The organism is Microcoleus sp. FACHB-672 (genome assembly GCF_014695725.1).
Classification (GTDB): domain Bacteria; phylum Cyanobacteriota; class Cyanobacteriia; order Cyanobacteriales; family Oscillatoriaceae; genus FACHB-68.
On the sequence record NZ_JACJOU010000015.1, the window covers coordinates 265,795 to 280,299 of the forward strand.

Consider the following 14,505-nt stretch of genomic DNA (forward strand, 5'->3'; position numbering starts at 1 on the left):
TCGCAGGTGGGAGTGGTCGCAGAAGCGCCTTACCAGCGCATGCTAAGCGCCTCCGCCTGTCCCAATTCGGATCGAGACCCGGCGAAAACTCGGCGCGAACAGATGGCGGCAGCGCTGGCATCTGCCGACGCATCACGATCACCAAAGCGCCGGGACTTGGCAGTTGCAGTGCTGCAAGAGCGGCTTGGTGACGCTACGACAAATCCGGATGCCGATTTCGGGGTTCGCGTAAACCGTGTGATTTGTATGTAACGTGAGTTCGGGATAGAAAAGGGACAAGCAGGTAAGTTAAAAGTCATTACACCAAAGCTTTACAGGCTCGTCCCATGATTAGGTTGGCGCAGCCTTGCCCAATGCCCCTCAATTCCGGGCAATCCCCTCCTGACGGGCAGCGTGTTGCACGGCAGCAGCAACGGTTGTGGCAACGCGCTTATCAAAGACTGAAGGAATGATATGCTCTCGATCTAAATCGGCAGGATTGACTAAGGATGCAATCGCCATCGCGGCTTCTAAATACATGGTTGTCGTGAGTGCTTGCGCCCGACAGTCAAGCGCCCCGCGAAAGATGCCTGGAAAGGCTAGGACGTTATTAATTTGGTTGGGGTAGTCACTGCGCCCTGTGGCCATGACAGCAACATCCATCGATACTAATTCTGGCTGAATTTCGGGGATAGGATTGGCCATTGCGAAAACAATCGGGTCTTTGGCCATTGAGCGTACCATTTTGGTGGTGACAACTCCCGGAGCGCTGACGCCGATAAACACATCCGAACCTTCCATCGCATCCGCTAGAGTGCCGGCTAGATCAACCGCAAACTCCTGCTTCTGCGAGTTTAAATCTGTCCGATCTTTAGAAAGAATGCCTTTGGAGTCGCACATCATGATGCTTTCAGCACCGGCTTTATGCAGCAGGCGGGCAATCGCTACCCCAGCAGCACCGGCTCCATTAATTACGATCCGCACGCTATCCAGGGGTTTTTTCACCAGCTTCAGGGCGTTGATCAAGGCGGCTAAGGTGACGATGGCGGTTCCATGTTGGTCATCGTGAAATACAGGAATGTCCAGCTCTTGCCGCAACCGCGCTTCAATTTCAAAACACCGGGGTGCGGCAATATCTTCTAAATTAACGCCGCCAAATACAGGGGCAAGATTTTTGACAGTTTCGACAATGGCATCCGTGTCTTGGGTGGCTAAACAGATGGGAAAAGCATCCAAGCCGGCAAATTCTTTAAACAGCATTGCTTTACCTTCCATCACCGGCAAGGCTGCGGCTGGGCCAAGGTTGCCTAATCCCAGGACAGCGCTGCCATCGCTGACAATGGCGACGGTATTTTGTTTAATAGTGAGGTTATAAACTTGTTCTGGGTCTTGTGCAATTGCCATACAGATCCGGCCCACTCCAGGGGTGTAGGCCATTGCCAGATCCGAATGGCTGTTGATCACCATTTTGCTCTCTATGCTGATTTTGCCGCCCCGGTGCAGGTGAAAAGTTCGGTCATAAACGTTGATCAGTTGCACATCTGGCAGCGCTTTGACTGCTTCTACAATGGTTTCGATATGTTCTGTGCAAGTGGCATCGACGGTAATATCGCGAACTGATGTCTGGCGCGTTTGATCGACTAAATCAATTTGACCCAGGTTGCCGCCGACCGATGCAATAGCGTGGGTGACGCTAGCCAGCATACCCGCGCGATTGGGCAGCTGCAAACGAATCGTTAAACTAAAACTGGGGGTTGGTGTCAGATCTACCATGACTGCTTGCGTTCTCCTGTGGGGGGTCAAAATCTGGCAAGTAAATTTTTGTGTAGCGACATAACATAGCATATCTCTACGACAATCGTTCATAGCTTATGGGAACACCCGGCTCATAACTGTATTTATCTGCACCAATAAACACTTGTATCCTCATGCCAAGTCTCTATGTGGAAATTGAGATTAATGCACCCAAGCAGCGAGTTTGGCAGATTTTGATTCAAAAAGACCAGTGGTTGCACTGGAACACGTTTTTGTTTGATCGCGAGCCGGCTCTGCCATTTGAGCTGGGGAAAGAAGTGGTACTTTGTATGCAACGCGTGCGGGGTGAGGAAGAGACAGAATTTGAGCCGGTGGTGACATTAGTTCAGCCGGCAGTTTGTTTAAAATGGGTTTCTGCGATTCCAGGGTTTCGCCACGAATACATTTTTGAGCTACAAGAGATTGGCGTTAACCGAACTAAATACATACATCGAGAAAATTTTTCCGGGTTTCTTACTCGCGTATTTTTACCATTTCTTCGTGATGATGAGAAAAAAGGCATGGAACGCATGGCAAAAGAATTAAAGCGATATGCAGAGCTTTTTTAATGTTGATATTTAAGTCTAATAAATTCTTCATTTTTTGTTATTTTTAAATAAATAAAAAGTAACAAAATTCAAAGTATCTATTTAAATATTTTCAGGATAGCTGGTTAGAACGAAATAATTAAAATGATAAATTAAGCGACGTTCAGTTAATTTGAGGTAGTTGCTCATGACACTTTCAAATAGTCAAATCTCAACCGAGATTGAATACCCTTATACAGACAGGCACAAGCACAACGGAAAACAATCCCCCAGTTATTAGAATTGGGGCTGAATGTAGAACGAATCGCAGTAGCATTAAGCTTACCGACATCTGAAGTAAAAGAAGTCGCAGAAGAATAGACATAAGCACAGACAGCTTAAAACCGTACTTCAAAGCTTGCCGGCCATTCAATTGGCTGATATGTTGGCAAAAGCACTAAAAACTCAGCGGGAAAGCGCTATGACACGATCAGGGGGCAAAGTCTATCTAGTAGGTGCAGGACCGGCAGGTGCGTCCTACCTCACCGTGCGAGCGCAACAATTGCTCGCTCAAGCAGAAGTATTAATTTATGACGCACTTGTAGATGAGCAACTGCTGCAATTAGCGCCGGCAAGTACCACCCTATTTGATGTCGGCAAACGCGGCGGAAAACCCAGCACCCCGCAAGCAGAAATTGACTGGCTACTCGTGGAACAATGCCGGCAAGGAAAACAAGTCGTGCGGCTTAAAAGCGGTGATCCGTTTATTTTTGGCCGCTGCACCTCAGAGATCCAAGCACTAATAGAAACCGACTGTTCCTTTGAAGTCATCCCCGGTCTTTCTTCCGCCCTAGCCGCACCTTTACTAGCAGGAATTCCCCTCACAGATCCAGTTTTAAGCCGATGTTTTGCCGTCTTAAGCGCCCACGAACCGGCTGAATTAGACTGGCAAACCCTCACAGGTATAGAAACTCTAGTAATTTTAATGGGAGGACGCCAGCTTAACGAAATTATTTACCAACTTCAGCGGCATGGGAAACCTCAGCAAACACCCATTGCTATTATCCGCTGGGCCGGCCATCTTCAACAACAAATTTGGACCGGCACCTTAGCCGATATTCTTGAGCAAACAGCCGGTAAATCTTTACCGCCGGCAGTTATTGTCATTGGAGAAGTTGTTCGCCTCCGGCAGTTTTTGCAATTACCTGATATGGAAAACCGGCAGCAAAAAACTCATCTTAATTCGCAACAGCCTTTAGCCGGTAAAACCATTTTAGTCACCCGATCAGCCGGCCAGTCAAGCGAAGTTTGTGAAAGCTTGCAACAAGTCGGCGCACAAGTTATCGAAATGCCAGCTATCGAAATTGGCCCCCCTTCCAGTTGGGAAGCTTTAGATCACGCCATCTCAAACTTAAAGGAATTTGACTGGTTAATTCTTACCTCCACCAACGGCGTAGACTACTTTTTCGAGCGATTAATTGCTCTAAAAAAAGATATCCGTGATTTAGCCGGACTCAAAATTGCCGTCGTTGGAGAAAAAACAGCAGCCAGCCTGAAACAACGCTATTTGCAGCCGGATTTTATTCCGCCCAATTTTGTTGCAGATGCGCTAGTTGATTATTTCCCGGAAAGCGTTGAAGGCAAAAAAATTCTATTTCCCAGGGTAGAAAGCGGCGGACGAGAAGTGCTTGTCAAAGCATTCACTGGCAAAGGTGCAAATGTAGTCGAAGTCGCCGCTTACGAGTCACGCTGTCCCGCCGTAATTGCCTCCGATGCCTGGGAAGCGCTGCAGCAACATTCAGTGGATGTCATTACCTTTGCTAGTTCCAAAACGGTAAAATATTTTTACCAACTTTTAGGACAGGCCGGGGTAGAAACTCACGGGATTACTTATTTATTGGGAGACGTTTGTATTGCGTCAATCGGGCCGCAAACTTCTAAAACCTGTAAAGAACTTCTAGGACGCGTCGATATTGAAGCTCAGGAGTACACACTAGAAGGATTGTGCCAAGCCATAATAGAAGCGCAAAAAACCTAAATTTATTTGAATGATGCCGGCAGAAAAAACAAGTCGAAGAAACTTCTGCGCCCAACCCATTAAACCCCTTACCAAAGCACTAAACCACCAAGCCTCAACTTATCAGTGTTTATCTGTGGACGCCGGTAGAACTTAAATGTGTTTTGTTCGTCATTCAAGTTCTACCGGCGGAATTTGTGGTTAAAAAAACCTTAAAAATTTCATTAAATTTTGCCTGAATAGCAGCCGGCTCAAATGTAAAACCTAAGAACCCAAAATGTGAATGTGTATTTCCAACCATCACCCCGGTTTCATTTTTTCATTTACCGTTGAGATAAATCGATTCCATCAGGGAAAACTAGAAAAATCAGAGAGACAAAGTCCCTGCCGACACACCCTCTTTTTACAAGCCGGTGATTTAGCCCTGTTATGGACGAGTGAGGAAAACGCCCCCACGCAGTCTCAGAGGACGCTAAAAACGATGCCGGCGGCAATGTCTTTGATAGACAATATCCTAGAACCCGTATTAATCACCCTTACCCGATAAAAGCAACAATCGCTTATCAAATATGCTATGCCGCAACACATGAAAGGGGAATTTTCCCGGTTTAATACATTTTTCTACTGGTTGGCAGGAATGGCTGTCGTTGTCGGCACACTTGCCCTAACGCAGCCGGCAGCAGCGATCACTCAGCCGGCACCAGCCGCGACGCCAACTGTGCCGAACCCAGCGGAAACACCCGCAACTCCCAGCACCAATCCTAACTATGATCGCGGCATCGAACTGCTGAAGCAAGGAAATTATAAGGCAGCAGTTAAAGCCTTTACCCAAGCCTTGCGGGCAAATCCTAATGATGCCGGCGCATATTACCAACGCGCAAATAGCTACTACGCCCTCAAAGACTACAAAGCTGCAATTGCTGATTATACTGAAACGCTTAAAAGAAATTTCAACGAAGCAGATGTCTACCAAAGGCGCGGCAACGCCCGCTACGCCCTCAAAGACTATCAGGCGGCAATTGCAGATTATAGTGCGGCGATCAAAACAGATCCCAAGGAAGCTGATACTTACCAGCGCAGAGGAAACGCCTACTACGCCCTCAAAAATTATCAGGCGGCGCTTGCTGATTACACCACAGCGATTGAGCGTAACCCGGAAAAAGCCGAAACTTACCAGCGCCGGGGTAATGCCTACTACGCCCTACAAGACTACAAAACAGCCATTCTTGATTACAGCGAGGTTATTAAGAGAAATCCCGATGAAGTGGGTGCTTACCAACAGCGAGGTAATGCCTACTACGCCCTACAAGACTACAAAGCGGCACTCGCTGATTATACCGAGGTGATTGGGCGCAATCCCAAAGAAGCCGCCGCTTACCGCCAGCGAGGGCACGCCCGTTACGCAACCAAGGATTATCAAGGCGCAATAGGGGATTTTTCTAAAGCGATCCAGAATAACTCCAACGATGCCGGTGCTTATATGGGGCGAAGTGTAGCCCGCTTTGTGATTGCAGACTACGAAGGAACGATTGTAGATTGTACTAAAGCGATTCAGATAGAAGCGAATAATCCGGATGCTTACTATTACAGGGGTATGGCGCACAGCAAATTAGGGAAAAATCCGACAGCGATTGAGGATCTGCGGAAAGCTGTAGATATCTACAAACAACAAGGCAATAGGGATGCTTACCAAAGGGCACAGGCTCAACTTCAAAAGCTGCAATAGTAGCGAGTGAAAAAGAGGAGACAGTGCTGAAGTGTATAGCGGTTTTCAGGTAGCGAAGGGATAGGCAAACTGTAGGGGCGGGTTGAGGGAAGGAGAGCTGTTTTTAAAGGAACAAAGTCTCTATCAAACCCGCTCATACTATAGCAATCCTATTTGAGTAAAAATTCGGAGTGGGGGCATCTTGAGAGCGAACCAACGCGTTGCCTACGCGAACGCACTCCCGGAAAATCTTACGAATGATTTAAGATTGCTGTATAGGGGTGTTTTGCTAACTTACAAATCGCTAGAGCAGGTATTTGTTTGTGGGCTTTATGTTTTGTTTCCAGTCGCTGAAAGCGTTTGAAACCTGATTATTCAACTTTCAAAAAATATACTGATTTCTTATGATATTTTATCAGTTGCGAACTCTAGCAATGCTTCCAAATATCGCTAAAATTCATCGAAAATGGTATTGCCTAGGTGCCGGTATTGCAGCAGGATTCGTTTTGGCGCTCATGCCACCGGCACCCAGCTTGGCTCAGTCAGATAGCGTTTTTTTGGCTCAGATCGGCAACTCCAGTGAAGCGAGAATTTATAACGAACGCGGTGTAAGTCGTTATCAGCAGGGAAATTATCAAGCAGCCATTGAGGACTTTACCCAAGCAATTGAGATGAATCCCAATTTAGCGGAAGTGTACGTTAACCGAGGAGTCACCCGCCGGCAAGTGGGCGATTTCCCTGGCTCAATTGAGGATTACACGAAAGCGATTCAGCTTCAACCGAACTTTGCCGGCACCTATTATAACCGGGGAAATGTCCGTGCTCAGGTGGGAGACTATGAGGGCGCGATTGAGGATTATAATCGGGCAGTGCAGCTCAATCCAGAACTCGCGGAAGCTTTCTACGGGCGGGGTGTGGCGCATCGCCGGCTGGGAAACAATGAAGGGGCGATTGCAGATTATAGCAAAGCGATTCAGCTACAGCCGAATAACGCTCTTGCTTACCAAAACCGGGCAGTTGTTCGCGCTTTGCAAGGAGATCATCAGGCGGCGCTAACAGATTACACCCAAGCGATTCAGATTAATCCCAGTGATGCCGGTGCTTACATTAGTCGGGGACGTTCTCGTTTTGCCTTGGGAGACAAGCAAGGCGCGATTGCCGATTATGATCAAGCATTGCAGCAAAATCGCAATTACTCTTTGGCTTGGTTCCATCGGGGCAATACTTTTATGGATTTGGGAGGATATGAAAACGCACTTTCTTCCTATGATCTTGCGATTCAAGCCGATAGTAATTGGGGAAACACTAGCCTCGCGGATGTGTACACCAATCGAGGAAATGCTCGCTCTAAACTCGGCAATTTTCAGGCAGCGATTGAAGATTACAATCAGGCAATCAAGATGAATTCTGATGATGCCGGTGCTTACTATAACCGAGGAATGGCACGATCTGCTTTGAAAGATAAGCAAAGGGCACTCCAGGATTTAAGCAAAGCCGCAGAACTTTATCAGAAACTGGGCAATACTGAAAAATACCAAGAGGTTGCAGATGCCATTAAAACAATCCAGTAATCATCCGAGCGAATTTATGCCAGCAAATTATGAGCCACTCCAAACTCAGCACTCAAAACTCAACGCTCAGTAGGCGCATCATCGGTTTAACCGGCAGCATTAGCACGGGCAAAACAACTGTTTCTAACTATCTTGCCAATACCCACAAATTGCCGGTATTTGATGCTGATATTTACGCCCGTGAAGCCGTAAATTTAGGCTCTCCAATTTTGAGACAAATTAGCGAGCGTTACGGTGACGATATTTTGCTATCTGATGGTAATCTTGATCGCAAAAAACTTGGACAAATTATCTTTAATAACCCTAATGATCGCCACTGGTTAGAGGCACAAATTCATCCTTATGTGCGTGATCGCTTAATTCATTCATCTAAAATGGATATTTGTCAAGGGGAAAATTCAAAATCTCCCATTGTTTTGGTTGTGCCTTTACTGTTTGAATCGAATATGACAGATTTGGTTACAGAAATTTGGGTGGTTTCCTGTGCGCCGGCACATCAGCTAGAGCGACTGATGCAGCGCGATCACTTAACTTTAGAACAAGCGCAAGCCCGAATTAATAGTCAAATGCCCATTGAGGAAAAATGCGCTCGCGCTGATGTCGTTTTAGATAACTCATCCTCTTTGGAAAACCTGCTGAAACAGGTAGATATTGCTTTAAACCGGCAACCTTTGTCTTGAGAGTCACATTCTACTTTTTTCTCAAGTTTTGATAGGAACAGTTTTAACTAATTCGCGGCTTAAAATTCCGCAATCGCAGGGCATTTGTTACAACAGAAACCGAACTAAAAGCCATTGCTGCACCGGCAAGAATTGGATTTAGCAACCAACCTGTGAATGGATAAAGCACCCCGGCAGCAATGGGAATTCCCGCAGTATTATAAACAAAGGCAAAAAACAAATTTTGTCGAATATTCGTCATTGTGGCGCGACTGAGTTGAATTGCTGTGACAATGCCGGCTAAGTCCCCAGAAATTAAAGTAATATCACTCGCTGCAATTGCCACATCTGTCCCCGTTCCGATGGCGATTCCCACATCAGCTTGCGCTAAAGCCGGCGCATCATTAATCCCATCTCCTACCATCGCCACAATTCGATTTTCAATTCCTTGCTTTTCCATCTGAAGCGATTTGATAATTTCGGTTTTTCGATCCGGGCGGACTTCTGAAAAAATGCGACTGATGCCAACTTCCTGGGCAATGGCTTCTGCTGTCTGCCGGTTGTCGCCGGTGAGCATTACAACTTCTAAATTCATACTTTTTAACGCCCTGACAGCGGCAGCAGAAGAGGGTTTAAGTGCATCGGCAATTCCCACTAATCCCTCAATTTCCCCGTCAATTGCAATCCAAGCTGTGGTTTTACCGGCAGCCTCCCATTTATCTTGATGAGTTGGCAGCTTTTGCGTTGCAATTCCTAAATCATTCATCCAGCGAGAAGTGCCAATTTGTACAAATTGCCCTGCAACAAAACCCTGGACACCGGCACCGGCAATTGCCTCAAATTTTTCTGCTGCCGGTAAGGGAAACTCGACCCCTTGAACCTTGGCATATTGAACAATTGCCTCTGCTAGCGGATGCTCAGAATTTCGCTCAACTGCTGCCGCTAACCGCAAAAGTTTAATTTCGTTGCCCTCGGCTGTCCCTTGAACCGTCACATAATGCGTAACGGTTGGTTTTCCTTCAGTCAAAGTGCCGGTTTTATCTAACACAATGGTCTGAATTTTATGGGCAAGTTCTAAACTTTCAGCGTCTTGGATCAAAATGCCATTTTCTGCACCTTTGCCGGTTCCCACCATCACAGATGTGGGAGTTGCCAAACCTAGGGCACAAGGGCAGGCGATAATTAAAACACCAACCGTTGCACTGACGGTCATTTTTAAGTCGGCAGTGGCACTAATCCACACCACAAACGTTAAAAGCGCGACAACCATCACTGCCGGCACAAACACTCCCGTTACCCGATCTGCCAAGTGTTGCACCGGCGCTTTTGATCCTTGCGCTTGTTGCACCATCTGCACAATTTGAGCCAGAAATGTATCCTGTCCAACTCGCGTTGCTCGAAATTTAAAACTGCCGGTTTTGTTAATCGTTCCCCCAATAACTTCATCGGAAGATTGCTTTTTCACCGGCATACTTTCCCCCGTCACCATTGCCTCATCTACCATCGAGTTTCCCTCGATGACTTCGCCATCCACGGGAATTTTCTCGCCGGGACGCACTAAAATCACTTCGCCCACGGTAACGGCGGCAACGGGAATATCCATCTCCCTTCCCTCACGAATCACTCGCGCTGTCTTCGCCTGCAACCCCATGAGTTTGTGCATCGCTTGCGAAGTTTGAGATTTCGCCCGACTTTCTAGCAGCCGGCCTAAAAGAATCATGGTAATAATGACGGTGACGCAATCATAGTAAAGATCGCCGCATGACAATACTGGCACAGTGCCATTGCTCATCGGCTTAGCAAAAAATTGCGGAAAAAACGTGGCAAACACTGAATATAAAAACGCCGCGCCGGTGCCGGTGGCAATCAATGTGTTCATATCCGCAGCCCCACTTCTAGCCGCTTTCCAGCCCCGTTGAAAGAAAATTTGACCGCAAAAGACCATCACCGGCGTTGCCAGCATCAGGCCACTCCAAGGGCTGTGCAGCCATGCCGGCACCGGCAGCGGCCACTTTGTGAGTAACTGCACCGTCGCTGCCGTTAGCATGAAGCTGATCAAGCCGGCGATTACCACTTGGCGCAACAGATCCGCTTGTTCGGCTTCTCGTTCTTCTCGTTCGGCATCCAGGGTTTCGCCGCTCATTTCCTGAACCGGCTGCACGCCATATCCCGCATCTGTCACGGCTTGCTGAATTTGCTCTAAATTTGTTTGGGTGGGATTGTATTGGACGGTGGCTTGTTCGGCACCAAAGCTGACATTGCATTCAGCAACACCACTCACCGAGTGGATAACTCGCTCGATTCTGCCGGCGCAAGCAGCACAACCCATGCCTTTGACTTTCAGATAGAGCGTTTCCATTGTTGAAACTTTCCAGAAGGGGATTTTGGTTGCCGGGATTTGGGCATTAAGAGACAAGAAATTCCCCATCCCGGCAGTGTGTGGGTGATGCTCAATAATTTAACTAAATCTATGTGCCGGCTGGTTGCCTAAATGGCAATTTGTTGATTTTTTTAAGCGTGCTGGAGAGGTGCCGGTATTGGCAATACCACCACGCGTTGAGAACAGCTATAAAATAAAGCCGGTGAAGCTCAAATCTTAACTTCGCCAATTACTTAGCTGCTGTCACTTCGATTTCAACCAACCATCCAGGCTGCACTAATTGGGTCACTTGTGTGCGCGTTCGTACGGGTATTTTAGGCTGTTGACTGTTGCCGAAAAACTCAGCGTAAGCTTCCTGAAACGCGCCAAAGTCGGCTTTTCCGTTGAGCGCTGGATCACCCACCAAGTATCCATGTACCTTGATCACGTCACCCATCGAGTATCCGCGCTTCTGAAGAATTGCTTGAATGTTGGTGAGAATATTTCTGGTTTGAGTCTTCGTGTCTCCATAGGCTTGAGGCGTATTCGGATTGGCAGCTTGATTAATCGTCGGCGGCACCATACCGCTTAGAAATAGTAAGCTTTTGTTACCAGGAACCGCAACAGATTCTAAAAACTGATTGACATAAGGTGAGCTAGGGTCAAGCCGGTGACGTACAATTTCCGCTGCATCGACTCGCCACACGAAAGCCAGCAATGTTGCCACAATTCCGAGAACTAGCAGAATTGGCTTAACTCGGCTAATACTTTTCATTTGATCAACTCCTTTTGAGTTCAAATCATGATACCGATCAGTTTGCCCCTAAACTGCTAGCTGCTAACGTTAAGAATTCTTTCCAGTTTGAGAAGGGCAGAATAGCAATTGGCTTGAGAAAGGCGTTTTTAGGATTTAGTCCTCTTTAAAAACAACTTTTTCTTATGGCTCAGGCTTCAACAGCAAAGATTCCAGTCACAGAATTTAAGTAATCATTTGAGGCGGGAAAGGCGAGATGTCTGCACTCAGTCCAGGCTGAAGCTTAAAATCATTTTCTATTCTGTAAACACAAACGGGTTCTTCTGTATAATATAAACTTACTAAAGCTGCTTTTTTCCTGCCTTCTGTATTTCTTAACCCACTGGCCTAATCGCCCACTCGAAGAGAGGCTCTAAAATCCACAGTTTTGCAGGCTGTACTTACGCTAAGTCTGTTGTACCTGTAAATGCCTTAGACCTTTTCCTAATGATTGCTCCACCGCACTTGTGGATTTAAGCAGAGTGACGGGGAAGAATAGAACCATTCACTGTCATCTGCGAATTAATTAGCTATGACTGTCCTACGGCAACTCCAGCAACTGACAAATAGGCAGAAGCTTAATCACGGGTGGCAACCGCGAGATCGGCAAGAAAGAAACCCTCGTGAAGAGACAGCGCCTATGTCCCAAAACTTGGTGATGCGGTTGATTATTGGCGGGACGACTTTAATTGTAAGCTTATGTGCTTATTATAGCTATCAGGTTGTGCGAAACCTGCTGCTAGAGAACTTAAAGGAAAAAGCATTTTTAGGCGTCAAGGAAGGGACGCAAGAAATTGACAGTTGGATTGAGAAATACAAGGCTGCATTAGAGTCCAGTGCTAACAACCCAATATTCCGAACGATGGATTGGGAAAAAATAGAGCCGTATCTGCTTTCGGAACAGCAGCGTCTGCCTGAATTTATGTATTTTGGGATGATTGATGCGGAAGGTTTCCTGTACACCACCCTGAAGGATCAGCCTCAAGGAAGCATCAACCTCAAAGATCGTAAGCACGTTCAGGGTGCAATGGCAGGCATGAGTAGTTTGTCTAATCCATTAATTGCCCGCGTCCCTGCAGGAGAGAAAATCGTCGCCTATGCAGTCCCTGTTTGGTCGGGCATTGCAGCGCCTGGAAAGCCTTTGGGAAAGGTGATGGGTGCCATCAATGGCGTGATTAATATTAACAAAGTTGTTGAGGTGGTGAATGATTTGCGTTATGGAAAAAGCAGCTATGCCTTTGCGCTCAATTCCAATGGAGAAGCCATTGTTCATCCCAATCCTGCATTGATGTCTACCTTAGAAAAACCCGCCCCTAGTTTCCTAAAGCTGCCCGATTCAAGTTTGGCGATGATCGCCCAAAATATGGTAGATCGGAAAAAGGGCATTGAGCTAATTTTGATTGATGGTAAGCAGCAATATGTCGCCTATATGCCGCTTTACCAAGCCAATTGGTCGGTTGCTTTAGTGATTCCTCGGCAAAATATTGAAGCGCAACTTCGTCCCCTCGACTTAATCGCAGTCGTGGTGCTAGGACTAACCGGCACAATGATTGTAGTTTTGTGGCAGATACAATCTTTTGAGCAGTCCCAACTCAAAAAATCAAAGATCACTGCGGAGGCGGCTAAAAAAGCAGCAGATGCTGCTAACCAAGCCAAAAGTGAATTCCTCGCTAATATGAGTCATGAACTGCGTACCCCTCTCAACGGCATTTTGGGTTACGCTCAAATTCTCCAGCGCAGTAAAACCCTGACCTCAAAGCAACAGGATGGCTTGGAGATTATCTACCAGTGTGGTTCACACTTGCTGACTTTAATTAATGACATTTTAGACTTGTCGAAAATTGAAGCACGGCGAATGGAACTGGAAACGAGTGATTTTCATTTTCCTTCCTTCCTTCAATGTGTTGAAGAAATTTGCTCAATTAAAGCCCAACAGAAAGGAATCGATTTCAATTTTTTGCCGGCACCTAACCTACCAGAAGCTATCCATGCGGATGAAAAGCGGCTACGTCAAGTGTTGATTAATCTCTTGGGCAATGCGATTAAATTCACGGAAAAGGGGAGCGTTAAGTTTAAAGTAGAAGCGAGCAGGTTGGCACTTCAATCGTTCGAGAGTCAAGAAATTGAATTTATTCAAAATTTATATAAAATCCGCTTCCAAATTGAGGATACCGGCGTTGGCATCAGTCCCGAAGAAGTAGACAAAATCTTTATGCCTTTTGAACAGGTGGGAGATCGAAAGCGCCGCGCCGAAGGAACAGGATTAGGATTGGCAATTAGCCATAGTATTGTTAACCTCATGGGTAGCCAAATTCAGGTGCAAAGCCAAGTAGGTGCCGGCAGCACTTTTTCCTTTGAGGTTGATCTGCCCCTAGCCTATGGGTGGAGACAAGATACACTAGCAATAGATGCAAAAAAAATTGCTGGCTATTATGGAGATCGTCAAATCATTTTAGTGGTAGACGATAAGTGGGAAAATCGTTCCGTATTGGTGAATTTGTTGGAACCGCTGGGCTTTGAAGTCATAGAGGCAGAGAATGGGCAAGAAGGGTTAGAAAAAGCCCTCGAATCGCTCCCTAATTTAATCATCTTGGATGTTCTCATGCCGGTTATGAGTGGATATGAGATGTTGCAGCATTTGCGGGATTCAGAGCTGCTCAAAGCTATACGGGTGATCTTCTTATCTGCCTCTGTTTCAGAGACTGAGCGGCAAAAAAGTCTGGAAGCGGGAGGAGATGAGTTTCTGGCTAAGCCCCTCCAGGTAGATGAGCTGTTTCACGTATTAGAAAAACATTTGGCGATTAGGTGGAAATATGAGACATCAGCCACAGAACTTTTTTCTGGTTTAACATCTTCAACAACAGCACTCAAAACTAAAGAAATAGAAATTACGGCTCCCCCTCTAGATTCTTTAAATAAGATGCTGGTATTTGTTCAGCAAGGGCGGCTGAAAAAAGTAATAGAAGAAGCGAAAGAGATTGAAAAACTGGATATAAAATATGCGCGGTTTGTTCAAGAAGTTTTGCTTTTATCACAAAAATTTCAAGGAGAGAAAATTGAAATTTTAATTAAAAGATGTATAGAAATGCAACAAAATTGAG

11 protein-coding genes are annotated in these 14,505 nt (G+C 46.3%); 8 read left to right on the top strand and 3 right to left on the bottom strand.

Going from position 1 to position 14,505, the window contains the following annotated elements; all coding sequences use genetic code 11:
- The first annotated feature begins 6 nt into the window (after positions 1-6).
- Positions 7-252, top strand: coding sequence for a hypothetical protein (locus H6F56_RS10915; RefSeq protein ID WP_190667722.1), 246 nt, complete (start codon positions 7-9; stop codon positions 250-252).
- A gap of 108 nt (positions 253-360) precedes the next feature.
- On the opposite strand, the gene H6F56_RS10920 is transcribed toward H6F56_RS10915, so the two are convergent.
- Positions 361-1,752, bottom strand: coding sequence for a malic enzyme-like NAD(P)-binding protein (locus tag H6F56_RS10920; protein ID WP_190667724.1), 1,392 nt, complete (start codon positions 1,750-1,752; stop codon positions 361-363).
- A gap of 155 nt (positions 1,753-1,907) precedes the next feature.
- On the opposite strand from H6F56_RS10920, the gene H6F56_RS10925 reads away from it, so the two are divergent.
- The 6 genes from H6F56_RS10925 to coaE all read left to right on the top strand — a co-directional run bounded on the left by H6F56_RS10925 (position 1,908) and on the right by coaE (position 8,273).
- Positions 1,908-2,342 carry an SRPBCC domain-containing protein gene (locus H6F56_RS10925; RefSeq protein ID WP_190667725.1) on the top strand — a complete coding sequence of 145 codons (435 nt, stop codon included), beginning with the start codon at positions 1,908-1,910 and terminating at the stop codon, positions 2,340-2,342.
- 439 nt (positions 2,343-2,781) lie between these two features.
- A complete protein-coding gene (gene cobA, locus H6F56_RS10930; RefSeq protein ID WP_190667727.1) occupies positions 2,782-4,338 on the top strand; it encodes a uroporphyrinogen-III C-methyltransferase in 1,557 nt (518 codons plus the stop codon).
- Between the two features lie 262 nt (positions 4,339-4,600).
- Positions 4,601-4,864 carry a hypothetical protein gene (locus H6F56_RS10935; RefSeq protein WP_190667729.1) on the top strand — a complete coding sequence of 88 codons (264 nt, stop codon included), beginning with the start codon at positions 4,601-4,603 and terminating at the stop codon, positions 4,862-4,864.
- Between the two features lie 27 nt (positions 4,865-4,891).
- Positions 4,892-6,043, top strand: coding sequence for a tetratricopeptide repeat protein (locus H6F56_RS10940; RefSeq protein ID WP_190667731.1), 1,152 nt, complete (start codon positions 4,892-4,894; stop codon positions 6,041-6,043).
- Between the two features lie 413 nt (positions 6,044-6,456).
- Positions 6,457-7,593 (top strand): tetratricopeptide repeat protein, encoded by a 1,137-nt coding sequence (locus H6F56_RS10945; RefSeq protein WP_190667732.1) that lies wholly within the window; start codon positions 6,457-6,459, stop codon positions 7,591-7,593.
- A gap of 29 nt (positions 7,594-7,622) precedes the next feature.
- Positions 7,623-8,273: a dephospho-CoA kinase gene (gene coaE / locus H6F56_RS10950; protein ID WP_190667735.1), complete on the top strand. Its 651-nt coding sequence runs from the start codon at positions 7,623-7,625 to the stop codon at positions 8,271-8,273.
- Positions 8,274-8,316: 43 nt separating this feature from the next.
- Here the strand turns inward: coaE and H6F56_RS10955 are convergent, their stop codons facing one another.
- Entirely contained in the window at positions 8,317-10,611 is a 2,295-nt protein-coding gene (locus H6F56_RS10955; RefSeq protein ID WP_190667737.1) for a heavy metal translocating P-type ATPase, read from the bottom strand.
- 250 nt (positions 10,612-10,861) lie between these two features.
- Positions 10,862-11,386 carry a RidA family protein gene (locus H6F56_RS10960; protein WP_190667738.1) on the bottom strand — a complete coding sequence of 175 codons (525 nt, stop codon included), beginning with the start codon at positions 11,384-11,386 and terminating at the stop codon, positions 10,862-10,864.
- A gap of 550 nt (positions 11,387-11,936) precedes the next feature.
- On the opposite strand from H6F56_RS10960, the gene H6F56_RS10965 reads away from it, so the two are divergent.
- Entirely contained in the window at positions 11,937-14,504 is a 2,568-nt protein-coding gene (locus H6F56_RS10965) for a hybrid sensor histidine kinase/response regulator (protein WP_242031952.1), read from the top strand.
- Position 14,505: the final 1 nt, after the last annotated feature.